The 17,839-nt window shown below is 62.9% G+C and carries 14 protein-coding genes; 10 read left to right on the forward strand and 4 right to left on the reverse strand.

Going from position 1 to position 17,839, the window contains the following annotated elements:
• The 5 genes from ABGT65_RS05265 (at position 1) to ABGT65_RS05285 (ending at position 6,143) form a co-directional block, all read left to right on the forward strand.
• Complete coding sequence (locus ABGT65_RS05265) at positions 1–1,470, forward strand: UDP-N-acetylmuramoyl-L-alanyl-D-glutamate--2,6-diaminopimelate ligase (protein WP_346700313.1); 1,470 nt, start codon at positions 1–3, stop codon at positions 1,468–1,470.
• Between the two features lie 29 nt (positions 1,471–1,499).
• A complete protein-coding gene (gene mraY / locus ABGT65_RS05270) occupies positions 1,500–2,744 on the forward strand; it encodes a phospho-N-acetylmuramoyl-pentapeptide-transferase (protein ID WP_346700315.1) in 1,245 nt (414 codons plus the stop codon).
• A 1-nt stretch (position 2,745) separates the two neighbouring features.
• Positions 2,746–4,098 carry a UDP-N-acetylmuramoyl-L-alanine--D-glutamate ligase gene (murD, locus tag ABGT65_RS05275; protein WP_346700317.1) on the forward strand — a complete coding sequence of 451 codons (1,353 nt, stop codon included), beginning with the start codon at positions 2,746–2,748 and terminating at the stop codon, positions 4,096–4,098.
• A gap of 15 nt (positions 4,099–4,113) precedes the next feature.
• Positions 4,114–5,529 carry an FtsW/RodA/SpoVE family cell cycle protein gene (locus ABGT65_RS05280; protein ID WP_346700318.1) on the forward strand — a complete coding sequence of 472 codons (1,416 nt, stop codon included), beginning with the start codon at positions 4,114–4,116 and terminating at the stop codon, positions 5,527–5,529.
• 218 nt (positions 5,530–5,747) lie between these two features.
• Positions 5,748–6,143 carry an RNA-binding S4 domain-containing protein gene (locus tag ABGT65_RS05285; protein ID WP_346700320.1) on the forward strand — a complete coding sequence of 132 codons (396 nt, stop codon included), beginning with the start codon at positions 5,748–5,750 and terminating at the stop codon, positions 6,141–6,143.
• A gap of 99 nt (positions 6,144–6,242) precedes the next feature.
• Here ABGT65_RS05285 and pth read toward each other — a convergent pair whose 3' ends face one another.
• The 3 genes from pth to galE all read right to left on the reverse strand — a co-directional run bounded on the left by pth (position 6,243) and on the right by galE (position 8,629).
• Entirely contained in the window at positions 6,243–6,806 is a 564-nt protein-coding gene (gene pth, locus ABGT65_RS05290) for an aminoacyl-tRNA hydrolase (RefSeq protein WP_346700322.1), read from the reverse strand.
• Between the two features lie 13 nt (positions 6,807–6,819).
• Positions 6,820–7,392 (reverse strand): 50S ribosomal protein L25/general stress protein Ctc, encoded by a 573-nt coding sequence (locus tag ABGT65_RS05295; RefSeq protein ID WP_346700324.1) that lies wholly within the window; start codon positions 7,390–7,392, stop codon positions 6,820–6,822.
• A gap of 208 nt (positions 7,393–7,600) precedes the next feature.
• Complete coding sequence (gene galE / locus ABGT65_RS05300; RefSeq protein ID WP_346700326.1) at positions 7,601–8,629, reverse strand: UDP-glucose 4-epimerase GalE; 1,029 nt, start codon at positions 8,627–8,629, stop codon at positions 7,601–7,603.
• Between the two features lie 239 nt (positions 8,630–8,868).
• Between galE and kbl the strand changes: the two genes are divergently transcribed.
• Positions 8,869–10,056, forward strand: coding sequence for a glycine C-acetyltransferase (gene kbl, locus ABGT65_RS05305; RefSeq protein ID WP_346700328.1), 1,188 nt, complete (start codon positions 8,869–8,871; stop codon positions 10,054–10,056).
• A gap of 14 nt (positions 10,057–10,070) precedes the next feature.
• A complete protein-coding gene (locus ABGT65_RS05310) occupies positions 10,071–10,544 on the forward strand; it encodes a winged helix-turn-helix transcriptional regulator (protein ID WP_346700329.1) in 474 nt (157 codons plus the stop codon).
• A 144-nt stretch (positions 10,545–10,688) separates the two neighbouring features.
• Here the strand turns inward: ABGT65_RS05310 and ABGT65_RS05315 are convergent, their stop codons facing one another.
• Entirely contained in the window at positions 10,689–11,879 is a 1,191-nt protein-coding gene (locus ABGT65_RS05315; RefSeq protein WP_346700331.1) for a DNA-binding transcriptional regulator, read from the reverse strand.
• A gap of 220 nt (positions 11,880–12,099) precedes the next feature.
• Between ABGT65_RS05315 and ABGT65_RS05320 the strand changes: the two genes are divergently transcribed.
• Genes ABGT65_RS05320 through ABGT65_RS05330 form a run of 3 tightly spaced genes read left to right on the forward strand, consistent with a single transcriptional unit; the run spans position 12,100 to position 17,821 of the window.
• A complete protein-coding gene (locus ABGT65_RS05320; RefSeq protein ID WP_346700332.1) occupies positions 12,100–14,991 on the forward strand; it encodes a GH92 family glycosyl hydrolase in 2,892 nt (963 codons plus the stop codon).
• Positions 14,992–15,029: 38 nt separating this feature from the next.
• On the forward strand, positions 15,030–15,890 hold the full coding sequence (locus ABGT65_RS05325) for an endonuclease/exonuclease/phosphatase family protein (RefSeq protein WP_346703059.1): 861 nt from the start codon (positions 15,030–15,032) through the stop codon (positions 15,888–15,890).
• Entirely contained in the window at positions 15,887–17,821 is a 1,935-nt protein-coding gene (locus tag ABGT65_RS05330) for an alkaline phosphatase (RefSeq protein WP_346700334.1), read from the forward strand. The genes ABGT65_RS05325 and ABGT65_RS05330 overlap by 4 nt, the downstream gene beginning before the upstream one ends.
• Positions 17,822–17,839 lie beyond the last annotated feature (18 nt).

Consider the following 17,839-nt stretch of genomic DNA (forward strand, 5'->3'; position numbering starts at 1 on the left):
ATGAAAAAAATTGGGGAAATACTGCGTTACACGCCTGTCGGGGCGGTGCACGGCGATCCTGAAACCGAAATCGGGGGACTGACCTACGATTCGCGGAACGTCCGGCCCGGCGACTGCTTCTTCGCCATTCGCGGGACGCAGAGCGACGGGCACGACTATATTCCGATGGCGGTCGGAAAGGGTGCCGCGGCGGTGGTTTGCGAGCAGCTGCCCGCCGAGCCCGCCGAAGGGGTGGTCTACGTCGTGGTCCCGGATTCGGCCGGGGCGATGGCCGACCTGGCCGCGGCCTTCTACGGCTTCCCGAGCCGGGAGCTGAAGCTTGTGGGCATTACGGGTACGAACGGCAAGACGACGACCGTGACGCTGCTGTACGACCTGGTGCGGGGCCTGGGCTATCGCGCCGGATTGATCTCCACGGTGGTCTACAAGGTTGACGGCTGCGAGATCGAGGCCACGCACACCACGCCCGACCCGATCCGGCTGAACGCCATGATGCGCGAAATGGCCGATGCGGGGTGCGAATTCTGCTTCATGGAGTGCTCGTCGCACGCCATCGTGCAGGAGCGGACCCGCGGGCTCGATTTCGCCGGGGGGATCTTCTCGAACATCACCCACGACCACCTCGACTACCACAAGACCTTCGCCGAGTATATCCGGGCCAAGAAGCGCTTCTTCGACGGACTGCCCAAGGGGGCCTTTGCGCTGACGAACGCCGACGACCGCAACGGGATGGTGATGGTGCAGAACACTGCCGCGGCGGTGAGCACCTATTCGTTGCGGGGAATGGCCGATTTCCGCTGCAGGATCATCGAGATGCACCTCGACGGGATGCTGCTGCGCATCGACGGACAGGAGCTCTGGACGGGGCTCCTGGGACGCTTCAACGCCTACAATCTTGTGGCCGTCTACGGTGCCGCGGTGCTGCTGGGACTCGACCGCGGGGAGGTGCTGCGCGTGCTGTCGACACTGCACCCCGTGAGCGGGCGTTTCGAGATCATCCGAGCCGAGAACGGGACCGTGGCCGTGGTCGACTACGCCCATACGCCCGATGCGCTGGAGAACGTGCTGCGCACGATCGAGGAGATCCGTACGCCCGCGCAGCAGCTGATCGTGGTGTGCGGCTGCGGCGGCGACCGCGACCGCACGAAGCGCCCCGAAATGGCTGCCATAGCGGTGAAGTACGCCTCGACGGCGATCTTCACGTCGGACAACCCGCGGCATGAGTCTCCCGAGGCGATCCTCGACGAAATGGTCGCCGGACTCCAGCCCGGGACGCGTTACGTGCGCATCACGGACCGCGTGGAGGCGATCCGCACGGCGGTGCTGCTCTCGCATCCCGGGGACATCCTGCTCGTGGCCGGAAAGGGGCACGAAACCTACCAGATCCTGGGCGACGTGAAACACCATTTCGATGACCGCGAGGAGGTCCGCAAGGCCTTCGGGCTCCTCGCCGCGACGCAAAAAAACTGACAATCGATTCCTAATATCCATACGCAGACATGCTTTACCATCTTTTCAAGTATCTGGACGAAGCCTACGACCTGCCCGGTTCGGGCATGTTCCAGTACATTTCGTTCCGCGCGGCGGCGGCGATCATCCTCTCGCTGCTGATCGTCATCATCTTCGGGCGGCGGATCATCGATTTCCTGCGCCGCAAGCAGATCGGCGAGGAGATCCGCGACCTCGGACTCCAGGGCCAGCTCCAGAAAAAGGGCACCCCGACGATGGGCGGAGTGATCATCCTCGTGGCCATTCTGGTCCCGATGCTGCTCGTCGGGAAACTCGACAACATCTACGTTCAGCTGATGCTGGTTTCGACCATCTGGCTGGGATTCATCGGCGGGCTCGACGACTACATCAAGGTCTTCCGTCACCGCAAGGAGGGGCTCAAGGGCCGTTTCAAGGTCGTGGGACAGGTCGGGCTGGGCATCATCGTCGGGACGACCATGTGGCTCTCGCCCGACATCGTGGTCCGCGAGAAGACGACGCAGCCCGTGCAGACGGTCTATACGGATGCGGACGGCACGGTGATCGGAAGCGTGCAGCGCAACGTGGTGCTCAGCTCCGAGAGCCGCAAGACCACCCAGACGACCATCCCCTTCGTCAAGAACAACGAATTCGACTACGGCTGGCTTACGGGTGGCAGCGAAACGGCTACCTGGCTGCTCTACGTGCTGGTGGCGATCTTCGTCGTCACGGCCGTCTCGAACAGCGCGAATCTTACGGACGGGCTCGACGGCCTGGCTACGGGCGTCTCGGTGCCGATTGTGGCGGTACTGGGCGTGCTGGCCTACCTCTCCGGGCACATCGTCTACGCCGACTATCTCAACATCATGTACATCCCCGACAGCGGCGAACTGGTGGTCTTCGCCGCGGCACTCGTGGGTGCGCTGGTCGGATTCCTCTGGTACAACTCCTTCCCGGCGCAGATCTTCATGGGCGATACCGGTTCGCTCTCGATCGGCGGCGTGATTGCCGTCTTCGCCCTCTGCATCCGCAAGGAGCTGCTGCTGCCGATTCTCTGCGGGGTCTTTCTCGTCGAGAGCTTCTCGGTGATGATGCAGGTCGGCTGGTTCAAGTACACCAAACGCAAGTACGGCGAGGGACGCCGCATCCTGCTCATGTCGCCGATCCACCACCACTACCAGAAAAAGGGGATTTTCGAAACGAAGATCGTCATCCGTTTCTGGATCATTTCGCTGCTGCTGGCTGCCATTACGTTGGTTACGTTGAAGATTCGATAACATGAAGAAAAACATCGTCGTACTCGGCGGCGGCATCAGCGGCTACGGCTCCGCGATCCTCGCCAAAAAGAAGGGTTTCGGGGTCTTTCTCTCCGATGCCGGTAAGATAGCCGAACGGTTCAAGGCCAAACTCGACGAGTGGCAGGTCCCCTACGAGGAAGGCGGCCATACCGAGGAGCGGATCCTTGCCGCCACGGAGGTCGTCAAGTCGCCGGGGATTCCCGACACGGCGCCCATCGTGCGGAAGGTCCGCGAGGAGGGTATTCCGGTGATCTCCGAGATCGAGTTCGCGGGCCGCTACATGGGCCGTGCGAAGTGCATCTGCATCACGGGCTCGAACGGCAAGACCACCACGACGTCGCTCATCTACAAGATCCTGCGCGATGCGGGTTACAACGTGGCCCTCGGCGGCAACATCGGCGAGAGCTTCGCCTACTCCGTGGCTACGGGCGACTACGACTGGTATGTCCTGGAACTGAGCTCGTTCCAGCTGGACGGCATGTACCGGTTCCGCGCCCATATCGGCGTTCTGACGAACATTACGCCCGACCACCTCGACCGCTATGACCACTGCTTCCAGAACTATGTCGACGCCAAGATGCGCATCACGCAGAACATGACTTCGCGCGACTGGTTCGTCTATTCGGGCGACGATGGGGTGATCCGCGGGCAACTGCCGAAATACGACCTGCGGATGCGCCAGCTCCCGTTCATGGCCCACAGTGCCGTGGCGAGCGGGGCCGGGGATGCGTTCCTCTGCGACGGGAAGTTCACCGCCACGGCTGGGAAGGCCTCCGTGGAGATCGATACCGCGAAGCTGCAGATCAAGGGGCTGCACAACGCCTACAATGCGATGGCTGCCGCGTTGGCCGCACTGGCGGCCGGGGTTGCTCCGGCGAAAGTCCGCCGCTCGCTCTACGACTTCTCGCCCGTGGAGCACCGCCTCGAGCCCGTGCTGGAGAAGGACGGCGTGCTGTGGATCAACGACTCGAAGGCCACGAACGTCGATTCGGTCTACTATGCGCTGGAGAGCATGACGCGACCCGTGGTGTGGATCGCCGGAGGAACCGACAAGGGCAACGATTACGGACCGCTGAAGGAGTTCGCACGGGCGAAGGTCCATACGCTGGTCTGCATGGGGCTGGACAACGAAAAACTCCTCCGGGAGTTCACGGGCGTGGTCCCGCAGATCGTCTCGACGGCGTCGCTCGACGCCGCAATGACGGCCTGCAAAGCTGCGGCACGCCCGGGTGACGTCGTGCTTCTGTCGCCGGCCTGCGCCAGCTTCGACCTCTTCAAGAATTACGAAAACCGCGGCGAACTCTTCAAGGAGTGGGTCCGGGAACACGCATAGAAAACAGAACCGGTTATGGAGCGCGAAGGGTACGGATACGATGAACGGGCCGCGGCCGAATGGGCCCGCGATGCCGCGCCGCGCCGCGGTCGCCATACGGAGTGCGGTGAGGCCTCCGAACCTGCGGACGGTGCCTCCGGAGGTCCGGATCCGACGCCTCGGGCCGCGCGTGCCGGAGCGGCTGCCGCGGAGCCCGGGAAACCGCGGTTCAGGATCTTTACCGGTGATCGGGTCCTTTGGATCATCATCGCAGCCCTGGCCGTGATTTCGGTGCTGGTGGTCTACTCCTCGACGGCCAAGATGGCCTATGACGCCCACACGGCCCGTTCGACGGCCCATTTTCTACGTCAGCAGCTGATGATTTTGGGCTTCAGCCTCGTCATCATGATCGCCGTGCAGAAGATCAACTGCCGCATCTACAACCTCTTTTCCCGGCCGGTCTACTTCCTTTCGGTGGCCCTGACCCTGGTCGTCTACTTTATCGGTGCGACAACCAACGGGGCCGCACGCTGGATTCCGCTGGGACCCTTCCAGTTCCAGCCTTCCGAGGCCTTGAAGGTCGCTACGGTGCTTTTCCTGGCCCGGCAGCTGGCCGGCCGCCAGTCGAAAATCGACCGGATTCGGATCGTCCCGACCTGGAAATTCTGGACCTGGCACTCCTCGGCCCTCCAGCGGAAGATCTGGCGCGAAGGAACCTGGCCCATCCTGATGCCCGTTCTGGTATCGTGTCTGGTGATCTTCCCCGCGCACACCTCGTCGGCTGTGCTGGTCTTCCTGGCCTCCTGGGTGATGATGCTTATCGGACGGGTGCGCTTCAGCGAACTGATGAAACTCGTGGGGTGGGCCGTTGTCGGGGTCGTGCTCATTATGACGCTCAACCTCGGGCGCAGTGAAACGGCCGAAGGCCGTGTCTCGACCTGGATCCACCTCTGGACGCAGCCCCAGACCGAAAAACCCATCGAACACCTCACCGATACCGAACGTTCGATGATCGCCATCCACAACGGCGGGATCTTCGGCGAAGGGGCCGGTCAGAGCGCCATGCGCGTGGAGATGATCCACCCCGAGAGCGACTACGCCTACGCCTTTTTCGTCGAGGAGTACGGCATCATTCTGGCCGTGTTGCTGCTAATGCTCTACCTGTGGATCTTCTTCCGGGCGATCGAGATTTTCCGCCGTTGCGGAACGGCTTTTCCGGGGCTGCTGGTCCTGGGATTGGCCCTGTTGATCACGTGTCAGGCCCTGCTGCACATCATGGTGACGGTGAATCTCATTCCCGAGACGGGCCAGACCCTGCCGCTTATCTCGCGCGGCGGCTCGTCGGTGCTCTTTACGACCATCGCGCTGGGGATGATCCTGAGCGTGAGCCGCCAGAACGACGAGCAGTCGCACGACCGCCCCAAGAGCGAGGAGCTGCGGATCAACGAATAGAATGGAGAATTGAAAATTGAAAATTAAGGAATAACGGCGGTCAGAAGGCTTTGGCTGTCCATTTTCCGGGAAAGGCTTCCACATAAAGCCCCTGCCTGAGGCGGGGGTTTGGGGGTGGGTCAGATTTGGATACGCGGCCACAAGCCGCGAACAACGGCCTCCGGAAACACTCCGGCGGTCGGTAGATGATCAGTAAAAGGAATAATCCTATATATACCATGGAAGATATTCGTTTGGACAAATACCTGTGGGCCGTGCGGGTCTTCAAGACCCGCAGCGATGCCGCCGATGCCATCCGTACGAACAAGGTGACGGTGAACGGCTCCTATGCCAAACCGTCGCGCGAGGTGAAACTCGGCGACGTGATCGCCGTGCGGAAACAGCAGGTGACCTATTCCTACAAGGTCCTCGATCTGGTGTCGAGCCGCCAGCCGGCCAAGAATGTCCCCGCCTACTGCCTCAACATTACGCCGCAGGAGGAGTTGGACAAACTCAACGTCCCGCGCGAGACGATCTTCGTTTTCCGCGACCGCGGGACGGGACGCCCCACCAAGAAGGAGCGGCGCGAACTCGACACGCTCATGGACGACCTCTATTACGACGACGGGGAGTGACCTGCCCCCCCCCTCCCGTTTCTCTTCCTCTCAGCCTTTCACGAAAATACGAAGGCCGCCTCCATTCGTGAAGGCGGCCTTCGCGTTTGCATGTGCGGGCTATTTCTTGTTGAAAAAGTTCATCGTCATGGCGCAGCCCTGGGTGACAAACGATCGGATGGCGTCGACAAAGACTTTCAACCGTTCGGGCATCGCCTGCCGCTCCTCGTCGGTCCACTCGCCCAGCACGTAGTCGACCTGGTGCCCTTTCGGGAAATCGCCGCCCACGCCGAAACGCATTCGGGCATACTCTTCGGTACCCAGCAGTTCGGCGATGTTTTTCAGACCGTTGTGGCCTCCGGCACTCCCTTTGGGGCGCAGGCGCAGGGCCCCGAACGGCAGTGCGATGTCGTCCGAAATGACCAGCAGGTTTTCCCGGTCGATCTTTTCGGCATCCAGCCAGTAGCGCACGGCCTTTCCCGAGAGATTCATGTAGGTCGAGGGCTTCAACAGGAGGAGCGTGCGGCCCTTGTAGCGGACTTCGGCCACATCGCCGTAGCGTGCCGTGGTAAAAACAGCGTTGGACGCCTCTGCGAGGGCGTCCAACACTTTGAAACCGATGTTGTGGCGGGTTCCGGCATACTCGGCGCCGATGTTCCCGAGCCCAACAATGAGGTATTTCATGCCGGTTCAGCGACTATTTGCCGGCTGCCTCGGCACCGCGCGATGCACGGGTTACGCGAACGGCGCAGACGGCTGTCGTAGCCGGGGTCACGAACTTCAGGTTCTCGAACTGCAGGTCGCCGACGAAGATCGTCTTGCCTACGCCGAGCGTCGTCACGTCGACGACGATCTCGTCGGGGAGGTTCTCGACCAGGGCGCTCACGGTCAGCTTGCGGGCCGACAGCACGAGCTTGCCGCCGACCTTCACACCCTCGGCGTTGCCGGTTAGGCGTACCGGAATGGCGATCGAAACGGGTTTCCCGGCAGCGATACGGTAGAAATCCATGTGGAGGATCTCCTCACGAACGGGGTGGAACTGAGCTTCGCGCAGTACGGCAAGCTCCTTCTTGCCCTCGACGTCGAACTCGACGATGTAGGAGTTGGGGGTGTAGATCAGGGGTTTGATCTCGCGCGGGTCTACGGAGAACATCTCCGTTTCACCGTTTCCGCACAGTACGCAGGGTATCAGGCCCTCGCGGCGTACGGCTTTGGCGGCCTTCTTGCCGAATTCGGCACGTTTGGTGGCCTTTACCGAAATGGTTTTCATAATGTTTTGGTTTTAAAAGTGTTACCTGCGGCGGTTCTCAATGCGGCCTCGGCGGGTCGCATCCCATTTCCGCCTGTTCGGGGTGCAAAGATAAGCATTTGGATTGAAAAAAGAAACTTCGCGATCCGAAAAACGCCCGGAATCACCCTTTTACACGAAAAAACGGGGAAGCGGCGACGCCTCTCCCCCGTTTTTCGCTTCGGAAACGCTATTTGATACCCCGGAGGTGCTTCTCCCAGGCCCAGGCGGCAGCCAGCGTCTCGTCGAGCGTGCGCTCGGCCTTCCAGCCCAGTTCGGTGTTGGCCAGCGTCGGGTCGGCCCAGATGGCGATGATGTCGCCCTCGCGGCGCGGAGCGATCTTGTAGTTGAGCTTCAGGTGGTTGACCTCCTCGAATTTGCGGACCAGCTCCAGCACTGAAACGCCGCGGCCCGTTCCGACGTTGAAGATCTCATAGGGAGTCTTGTTCTTGTCCTCGATCATGCGGCGGATGGCGGCCACGTGGGCGCGGGCCAGGTCCACGACGTCGATGTAGTCGCGGATGCACGAACCGTCGGGCGTCGGGTAGTCGTCTCCGAACACCGAGAGGCATTCACGGATGCCGGCGGCCGTCTGCGTGATGTAGGGCACGAGGTTCTGCGGCACGCCGCGCGGCAGTTCGCCGATCAAGGCCGACGGGTGGGCGCCGATGGGGTTGAAGTAGCGCAGGGCGATACCCTTCAGCCCGGGATAGGCGGCCAGCGAGTCGCGCAGGATGTCTTCGCACATCTGCTTCGTGTTGCCGTAGGGCGAGGTAGCCGGTTTGCGGGGCGTCTGCTCCGTGACGGGCTGCTTCTCGGGTTCGCCGTAGACGGTGCACGACGACGAGAAGACGATGTTCTGGCGTCCGAACTCGCGCATCAGCGAGATGACGTTCATGAACGACGTGAGGTTGTTGCCGTAGTACTCGAGGGGTTTCTGAACCGACTCGCCGACGGCCTTCGAGGCGGCGAAGTGGATCACCGAATCGAATTCATACTGTTCGAAGACCTTGCGGAAGGCCTCGCGGTCGCAGCAGTCGACCTGGACGAAGGGAATATCCACGCCGGTGATCTTGCGCACGCCCTCGACAGCTCCCATGTCGCTGTTGGAGAAGTTGTCGACGATGACGACGTCGTAACCGGCAGTGATAAGTTCCACGGTGGTGTGCGAACCGATGTAACCGGCTCCGCCGCTCACCAAGACACACGATTTTTTCATAAGTCGCAAAGATTGATTGAGTAACAAAGATACTCATTTTTTCGAAACAAGCGTGTAGGAGAGGAGAAAATTTGCCACCCCGGTTCCTAACCGGGCCCTTTCTTAAGGGAGGGCTGACAAATCGTAACTCCGGGTGCGAAAAATAAATGCCGCCGGGTGTCTGTTTTCGGAAAATTGTCGTATATTTGTAACAGATTGATAGCCCGATAACTGGAATTTCATCAAAACATTAACGCGATATGTACGGAAAAATCAAGGAACATCTGCAACATGAACTCGCCGAAATCGAGGCTGCAGGGCTCTACAAGCACGAACGGATCATCTCGTCGCCTCAGCGTGCCGAGATCGAGGTTGCAGGTCGGAAGGTTCTGAACTTCTGCGCCAACAACTACCTCGGACTTTCGGACAATCCCCGCCTCATCGAAGCCGCCAAACGCGCCATGGATGCCCGCGGCTACGGCATGTCCTCCGTGCGCTTCATCTGCGGCTGCCAGGACATCCACAAGGAGCTCGAAAAGGCCATCTCCGACTACTTCGGAACCGAGGATACGATCCTCTATGCCGCCTGCTTCGATGCCAACGGAGGCGTCTTCGAACCCCTCTTCACCGAGGAGGACGCCATCATCTCCGACGCCCTGAACCACGCCTCGATCATCGACGGCGTGCGCCTTTGCAAGGCCGTGCGCTATCGCTATGCCAATGCCGACATGGCCGACCTGGAGGAGTGCCTCAAAAAGGCCCGGGCGCAGCGTTTCCGCATCATCTGCACCGACGGCGTCTTCTCGATGGACGGCAATGCCGCGCCGCTGGACAGGATCTGTGCCCTGGCCGAGAAGTACGACGCCCTGGTGATGGTCGACGAGTGCCACTCGGCCGGCGTGCTCGGTGCAACGGGACGCGGCATCACCGAACTCTACAACCTCCGCGGGCAGGTCGATATTCTGACCGGCACCCTCGGCAAGGCCTTCGGCGGCGCCGTGGGCGGATTCACCACCGGCCGCAAGGAGATCATCGACATGTTGCGCCAGCGTTCGCGGCCCTACCTCTTCTCGAATTCGCTGCCGCCCGCCGTCGTGGGGGCCGGGATCGAGATGTTCAGGATGCTGGCCGAAAGCAACGAACTGCACGACCGTCTGGTGGCCAATGTCGAGCACTTCCGGGCCGGGATGATGGTCGCCGGGTTCGACATCAAACCCACGCAGTCGGCGATCTGTGCCGTGATGCTCTACGACGCCAAATTGTCGCAGGACTTCGCCGCGAAACTGCAGGACGAGGGTATTTTCGTCACGGGATTCTACTATCCGGTCGTCCCGAAGGGCCAGGCCCGCATCCGGGTTCAGGTCTCCGCAGGCCACACCTTCGAACAGCTCGACCGCTGCATTGCCGCCTTCACGAAGATCGGCAAGGAGTTGAACGTTCTCAAATAAAATAACTTGGAAACATGGCTAAAACCGCATTGGATGCGATCGACCGCAAGATCCTCAAGTACCTCATCAAGAATGCACGTATGCCGTTCCTGGAGATCGCACGGGAGTGCGGCATTTCGGGTGCGGCCATCCACCAGCGCATCCGCAAGCTCGACGAAGCGGGCATCATCCTGGGCAGCCGCCTGATCGTGGACCCCAAGGTGATGGGTTTCGACGTCTGTGCCTACATCAGCATCATGCTCAAGGACCCGCAGCTGCAGGCCCGGACGGTCGAGGAGTTGAAGAAGGTCGACGAAATCGTCGAGTGCCACTATATCACGGGCAAGGGCAATATCCTCGTGAAACTCTATTGCGTGGACAACGAGCACCTGATGCACACGATCTTCGACGGGATCCTGCGCATTCAGGGCATCTCCACCACCGAGACGAACATCTCGCTGCAGGAGGTTTTCCAGCGCGAGGTCAACATCGATTTCATCGAGGAGTAGCGCCTCGCACGGCGGGATTCCCGGACGGATCGGAGCGGCGGTTTTCCACCGCTCCTTTTTTCGTGGGTGCCTTTCGGGGGCGCGTTTGTTGGCGTCTTTCGGGGGACGCGACGGGCGCGGCGGGTGCGGCGGCAGGGGTGGCGGTCAGTGTTTCGGGCTGAAGATCTCGCGGCGATACTCCGAGGGGGTGATGCCGCGCAACTGCTTGAAGGTCCGCGAGAGGTTCTTGATGTCGGAGAAGCCCAGTTCGATGGCCGCTTCGGAGACGCTCTTGCCGTCGCACAGCAACTGCGCGACCTTCTCGATGCGGATCTGGAGGATGTAGTCGTAGATCGACGTCCCCATGCTCTTTTTGAACCGGGTCTCAAGCAGCCGCCGCGAGAGGGGCACCAGCTGGACCAGTTCGTCGACGGAGAGCTTCCGGCTGATATGCTCGTGGATGTATTTCAGGACCTTGGCGATATGCTGGTCGTTGTTGGCGTAGATGTCTGTTGACTGGCGGGTGATGATGTGCGTCGGCAGCACCTCAACATCCTCGCGGGGAGTGGCCGGGTCGTGGAGGATGCGGTCGATGAGCTGGGCGACGTCGTAGCCGCCCTGTTCGATGTTCTGGTTGAGCGACGAGAGGTTGGGGGTCGAGAGCCGGCAGATGGTCTCGTCGTTGTCCACGCCGAGGACCGCGATGCGGTCCGGGATGCGGAGGTCGCCGCCGCTGCCACCCCCCCCCTCGCTCTGCTGGCAGGCTTCGGTGATGTGGTAGGCGTGGTTGTCGTCGCAGGCCATGATGGCGACGGGTTTCGGAAGCGACTGGAGCCATGTCACCAGCTGGTGCGAGTCGTAGTCCCAGAGGGCGTTCTCGGCGGTCTTGCAGAGTGCCGAGAAGGTGTAGTCCGCGTCGGCCTGGCGGATGGTGTCGCGGAAGCCCTGCAGGCGTTCGTCGGACCAGACGACGTCGCGCGTGCCGTAGAAGGCGAAGTGGCGGAATCCCTTCTTGATGAAGTACTCCGCGCCCATCTTCCCGGCCAGGGTGTGCGGGCCGGTGATGTTGAGGATGGTCGTGAAGCGGGTCTTGAAGTCCTGGGCGATGGTGATGATGCCCTCGCGGGCGAAGAGCTCGACGTTGTCCGTGTTGTAAAACTGGCCGATGACGGCGTCGGCGCGCGTCTTCCGGGCGAGGTCGAGGACGGCCTTGATGCCGAACTTGTCGCGGATCGACAGCGGCAGCCGGCAAAGGCTCCAGGCCTGCCCGACGGTGTGTGCGTAGCGGGCGATGCCGAGCAGCAGGTTGCGGGCATAGGCTTCCGAAAAGTCGGTCAGAAAGAGGATGCGTGCCATTTCGGGAGGGCTTTGTCGAGATAAAGGTAACTCTTTTTTCGGTAAAAACGGCTCGTTCCGGACAATTTTCCCCGCTCTTTTTGTCGCATGGTCCGGTCCCGGGCTGCGATGCAGGGGTGTGATCTGCGTGATTTGAGGAGCTAAAGACGCAAATCGCCACGGCTCTCCGGAGCATCTTTATTATTTTTGTAAAACTTGAAACCAACCGATCTTGTCCATAATGAAGCGAACCTTGGCTTTTGTCCTGCTGGCCGCTGCCGGCGTAGCCTGTGCGGAGAGTCCCGATCCGCTTGCGTATGTCGATCCTTTTGTCGGAACGGGATTCCACGGGCACACCTATCCCGGGGCTACAACCCCCTACGGCATGGTGCAGCTCAGCCCCGACACCCGGTCGGGCGACTGGGACGCCTGTGCCGGCTATTACTACGAGGATACGACCCTCGACGGCTTCTCGCATACCCACCTCAGCGGGACGGGGTGCGCCGACCTGGCTGATGTGCTTTTCCGCCCGACGATGCGCCGGGCGGTGACCGGCGAGGGGGTGTATGCTCCCGAGCCGTATCGTTTTTCCCACGACCGGGAGCATGCGTCGTGTGGCTACTATGCGGTGACGCTGCCCGACGAGGGGATCGACGTCGAATTGACGGCTACACCCCGCACGGGAGTCCACCGCTACCGCTTCCACGGCGAAGGGGAGCGCCGCGTGGAGATCGACCTGACCCATATGGTGGGCGAGGAGCGGATCGACCGCAGCGAACTGACTCCCTGCAGCCCGACGGAGCTCTGCGGCATGCGTCTGACGCAGGGCTGGACGCCGGATCATCATGTCTTCTTCTCGGCGGAGTTCTCCGCCCCGTATGCCGACGCCGAGGTGCTCGACGGCCGGGTGGCCGTGCTGACCTTCTCGCCGGAGGTCGATACGCTGACCGTGGCCGTGGGCCTTTCGTCGGTGAGTTGTGAGAATGCCCGCGAGAATCGCCTCGCGGAGGTGCCGGAGCTCGATTTCGATGCCGTCCGGGCCCGGGCCGAGGCGCTGTGGCGCGAGGCGCTGGGCGGAGTGACGGTCACGGGCGGCAGCCGCGACGAACGCACGAACTTCTATACGGCACTCTACCATACGAAACTGACCCCCAACCTGATGAGCGACGTCAACGGGGAGTATCGGCGTCAGGACCAGACGATCGGACGCCTCCAGGCCGGCCGGCGCTACTATTCGACCCTTTCGCTGTGGGACACCTTCCGGGCCTGGCATCCGCTGCAGACGCTCGTCGACACCTGTCTGGTCAACGACCTGGTACGCAGCATGCTCGACATGTACGACTGCACGGGCGAGCTGCCGATCTGGCCCCTGGCCTCGGGCGAGACGCGGACGATGATCGGCTACCATGCCGTTTCGGTCATTGCCGATGCCTGGCTGAAGGGGATCCGCGGTTACGACGGCAGGAAGGCGCTTGAGGCGATGGTCCGCTCGTCGGAGGTCAACGCCAAGGGGGCGGACCTCTATGCGGCGCGGGGCTATATCCCCTCGGAACTGCGCAACGAGTCGGTCTCCTGCACGCTGGAGTACGCCTATGATGATTGGACCATCGCCCGCATGGCCGAGGCGCTGGGCAACGACGACGTGGCCCGCACCTACCGGGAACGGGCCATGAACTACGTGAACCTCTTCGACGGCTCGACGGGCTTCTTCCGCGGGCGCCGCAACGACGGCGGCTGGACCGTGCCGTTCGAGCCCTTCGCCACGGGGCGCGACTATACCGAGGCGACGCCGTGGCACTACCGCTTCTTCGTGCCGCATGATGTGAACGGGCTCATCCAGCTGCTGGGCGGCCGCGAGGAGTTCCTCCGGCAACTCGACCGACTCTTCACGCTCGAATCGGAGGAGATGCGCCTCGATGTCTCCGACGTGACGGGGCTCATGGGGCAGTATGCCCACGGCAATGAGCCGAGCCACCATATGGCCTATCTCTATAGCTATGCCGGCCAGCCGTGGAAGACCCAGGAGCTGACCCGCCGCCTGCTTGACGAGATGTATGCCCCGACGCCCGGCGGCATCATCGGCAACGAGGACTGCGGGCAGATGTCGGCCTGGTACCTGCTCTCGTCGCTGGGTCTCTATGCCGTCTGCCCGGGCTCGAACGAGTTCGTGCTGACCACGCCGCTCTTCGAGCGGGCCGAGGTCCGGCTGGCCAACGGTCGTGTGCTGACCGTGACGGCCAACGACCCGGCGCGCAACCGCTACATCCGCTCGGTGACGCTCAACGGCGAGCCCGTTGCGGAGAACTTCATCCCCTACGACCGCCTGATGGAGGGCGGGGTGCTCTCGTTCGAACTGACGCGGAGACCCGATCCGGCACGGGGTACGGAACCCGGCACGGAGCCCTACTCGCTCACCCGCGGAGAACGGGTCTCGATCCCCTATACGATGTGCGACGTCTATCTCTTCCCCGAGACGGTCGATGTGGACCTGGCCACGACGACCCCCGGGGCCCGGATCCACTATACGCTCGACGGTTCGGACCCGACCGAATCCTCGCCGCTCTATACGGAGCCGGTGCGGGTGGACCGTTCGCTGACGCTGCGCGCCCGGGGGTTCCGTGACGGCACCGAGCCGAGCCGCGAACTGGTGCTCCGTGCCGTGAAGGCCGCCTTCCGGCCGGGGCTGCAGGTGGCCGGGACCCGCCCCGGCGTCGCATACCGCTACTACGAGGGGACCTTCTCGCGGGTAGCCGACCTTGGGGGGCAGCCGGCGGTCGAACGGGGAATCCTCCCGGAGGTGACGATCGGCGGGGCCCGGCAGCGCGACCACTTCGGATACTGCTTCGAGGGGTTGATCCGCGTCCCGGAACGGGGCGTCTGGGAGTTCCGCCTGCAGAGCGACGACGGCAGCGTGCTGGAGATCGGCGGCGAGCGGGTTGTCGACAACGACGGTTCGCATGCGGCCGTGGCGGCCACCGGGCGGGTGGCGCTGGATGCCGGCCTGCACCCCTTCCGGCTGCTCTATTTCGAGGATTACGAGGGAGAGGAGCTCTCGTGGAGCTGGCGCCCCTCCGCAGAGGCGGAGTTCGTGCCCGTCCCGGGCGGGAACCTCCTCGTGGCTGATCCCGACTGAATACGAATCATGAACCGAAAACACTGAAGACCATGAGAATGAATCGGATCTGGTGTGCCGTCTCGGCCGCGCTGCTCTTCCTGTCGGCGTGCGCCCCCGAACCGGCCCCCGAGTTGAACGTGATGACGTTCAACATGCGTTATGACAATCCTGAAGACGGGGAGAACAACTGGCGTTTCCGCCGCGAACGGGTGGCCCGGGCCATCGAGATGAACCGCGCCGATGTGTTCGGCGCCCAGGAACTGCTCCTCAACCAGCTCAACGACCTGAAGGGGCTCCTGCCCGGCTATGCCGAGGTGGGGGTTGGCCGCGAGGACGGTGCCGGAGCGGGCGAGTTCAACCCGGTCTTCTACCGCACGGACCGTTTCGAACTGCTCGACTGGGGGACCTTCTGGCTGAGCGAGACCCCCGAGAAGGCCGGCTCGAAGGGGTGGGACGGCGCCTGCGAGCGGCTGGCCACCTGGACCGTGCTGCGTGACCGCGCCGGGCGCGAGATCTTCTTCATCAACACGCACCTCGACCATGTGGGCGAGGTGGCCCGCCGCGAAGGGGTTACGCTGCTGCTCCGGCGCATCGACTCGCTTTGCGGGGGGCGTCCCGTGGTGCTGACCGGCGATTTCAACGCCGAGCCCGAGTCGGAGGTCATCTCCCGTGTCGTCGGGAGCGGCCGTCTGCGCCACACCCGCGAGGCGGCTGCCGAGCGCTCCGGGGCGGCGTGGAGCTTCTCCGGCTTCGGGCAGATCCCCGAGGGCGAACGGCAGCTGATCGACTATGTTTTCGTGGACGGCGGGTTCGACGTCCGTTCGTACCGGGTGCTGCCCGATACGCTCGACGGTGGATTCCTCTCGGACCACGCCCCCGTCCTTGTCAAACTGCAATATAACGATACGAAACGATGAGACTCCGAATGTGGAAATACGCCCTGCTGCTCCTGCTGGCGGCGGGCGCGGCGACTGCCCGGGCCGAACGGCCGATCCTGATCCATTCGCACAACGACTACGCGCGCTGTGTCCCCTTCTATCAGGCTTATGCCCAGCATGCGGCCTCGATCGAGGTCGACCTCTTCCTCCGCGACGGGCAGCTGCTCGTCGGCCACGACGAGGAGGAGCTCTCGGCCGGCCTGTCGTTCGAGAAGCTCTATGTCGAGCCGCTGGTCGGGCTCTTCGCCCGCAACGGCGGCCGCGCCTGGCGTGACAGCGACGAGACGCTGCAGCTGATGATCGAACTCAAGTCGGAGACCGACCCGACGCTGCGGGCTGTGACGGCGCTGCTCGACCGCTGGCCCGAGGTCTTCGATGTGGCCCGCAACCCGCAGGCCGTGCGCATCGCCGTGACGGGGCGTGTCCCGGCCCCGGAGCATTTCTGCGACTACGCCCCCTACGTGCGTTTCGACGGCGCCTGGGATGCCGACTATACGCCCGACCAGCTGGAGCGCGTGGCGCTGGTGAGCGCCAACTTCCGGGACTTCTCGCAGTGGAACGGCAAGGGCTCGATCATCCCGTCGGAGCTGGCCCGCCTCTGCGAGGTGATCGACCGGGCCCACGCCTGGGGAAAACCCGTCCGCTTCTGGAACGCCCCCGAGGGGACGACAACCTACTATACGTTCTACAACCTGGGGATCGACTACATCAATACTGACCGTCCGGAGAGCTGCGCAGCCTTCTTTTCCGATTTCGGCAACAAGAACTTCCGCATCGGCGACCGTCGCGCCGCCGAGGGAGGTGTCACCGGGACGAAGCGGCTCGACAAGACTACGCGCGACTTCGGCGGTTTCCAGAACGACAAGCTCCAGCTGTCGGAGGGAATCGATGTCTACGTGCCGACCTACCGCAACGACGGCGGCCGCGGGCGGGTCCGCAACGTGATCTTCCTGATCGGTGACGGCATGGGCCTCTCGCAGATCCTCGCCGCGGCCTATGCCAACCGGGGGCTGACGACCCTGCAGATGAAGCACATCGGGCTGCAGTTCAACAATGCGCTGGATGCCTTCACGACCGATTCGGCGGCCGGCGGCAGCGCCCTGGCCACGGGCGAACGCCACGCCAACCGCCACATTGCGATGAGCGTCGACGGGATCCCCTGCCCCTCGCTGAGCGACTATTTCCACGAGCAGGGGTGTGCGGTAGGGGTGCTCACCCTCGGCAACGTGGCAGATGCCACCCCGACGGCCTTTTACGGCCATTCGGTCGAGCGGGACAACTCCGACGAGCTGACCCGGGCCCTGCTCGACGGCCGGATCGACCTGCTGTGCGGCAGCGGGATCCGCCAGTTCGAGGAGCGCCAGGACGGGATCGACCTGGTGGGCGAGTTGTCGAAGCGCTACGCCTTCGTCCGTTCGGTCGACGCGATCGGCGGTGACGGCCGCCCGGTCATCTGCATCGACGAGCGTATGGACGAGGCTGCCGAGGAGACCAACCTCTCGCTGCTGGCCGACGCCACGCGCGCCTCGATTGAGAAGCTGCAGCAGCGCAGCCGGAAGGGCTTCTTCCTGATGGTCGAGGGGGCCAAGATCGACTATGCCGGCCATTCGTGCTGCCTGCCCGGCTCGGTGATCGAGATGCTGAGCTTCGACCTGGCCGTGGCCGAGGCGCTGAAGTTCGCCGATGCGAACGGCGAGACGCTGGTCGTCGTGACGGCCGACCACGAAACCGGCGGACTCGTGCTGCTCGACGGAGACGAGCAGTCGGGCCGCATCCTGGGCATCTACACGAGCGACGACCATACGCCCGCCATGCTTCCCGTCTTCGCCTACGGGCCCGGTGCCGACCGCTTCTGCGGCACCTATCTCAATACGGAGATCGCCCGCCGGATCCGTGAACTGACCCGCTGAACCATGAAAAGAACCGAG

This window comes from uncultured Alistipes sp. (assembly GCF_963931675.1).
Taxonomy (GTDB): Bacteria; Bacteroidota; Bacteroidia; order Bacteroidales; family Rikenellaceae; genus Alistipes.

Coding starts and splice junctions, on each gene's coding strand:
- galE (WP_346700326.1), bottom strand. CDS start 8,629: ATGAAAAAATCGTGTGTCTTGGTGAGCGGCGGAGCCGGTTACATCGGT.
- pth (WP_346700322.1), bottom strand. CDS start 6,806: ATGAAATACCTCATTGTTGGGCTCGGGAACATCGGCGCCGAGTATGCC.
- ABGT65_RS05325 (WP_346703059.1), top strand. CDS start 15,030: ATGAATCGGATCTGGTGTGCCGTCTCGGCCGCGCTGCTCTTCCTGTCG.
- ABGT65_RS05295 (WP_346700324.1), bottom strand. CDS start 7,392: ATGAAAACCATTTCGGTAAAGGCCACCAAACGTGCCGAATTCGGCAAG.
- kbl (WP_346700328.1), top strand. CDS start 8,869: ATGTACGGAAAAATCAAGGAACATCTGCAACATGAACTCGCCGAAATC.
- ABGT65_RS05280 (WP_346700318.1), top strand. CDS start 4,114: ATGGAGCGCGAAGGGTACGGATACGATGAACGGGCCGCGGCCGAATGG.
- murD (WP_346700317.1), top strand. CDS start 2,746: ATGAAGAAAAACATCGTCGTACTCGGCGGCGGCATCAGCGGCTACGGC.
- ABGT65_RS05330 (WP_346700334.1), top strand. CDS start 15,887: ATGAGACTCCGAATGTGGAAATACGCCCTGCTGCTCCTGCTGGCGGCG.
- ABGT65_RS05320 (WP_346700332.1), top strand. CDS start 12,100: ATGAAGCGAACCTTGGCTTTTGTCCTGCTGGCCGCTGCCGGCGTAGCC.
- mraY (WP_346700315.1), top strand. CDS start 1,500: ATGCTTTACCATCTTTTCAAGTATCTGGACGAAGCCTACGACCTGCCC.
- ABGT65_RS05315 (WP_346700331.1), bottom strand. CDS start 11,879: ATGGCACGCATCCTCTTTCTGACCGACTTTTCGGAAGCCTATGCCCGC.
- ABGT65_RS05285 (WP_346700320.1), top strand. CDS start 5,748: ATGGAAGATATTCGTTTGGACAAATACCTGTGGGCCGTGCGGGTCTTC.
- ABGT65_RS05265 (WP_346700313.1), top strand. CDS start 1: ATGAAAAAAATTGGGGAAATACTGCGTTACACGCCTGTCGGGGCGGTG.
- ABGT65_RS05310 (WP_346700329.1), top strand. CDS start 10,071: ATGGCTAAAACCGCATTGGATGCGATCGACCGCAAGATCCTCAAGTAC.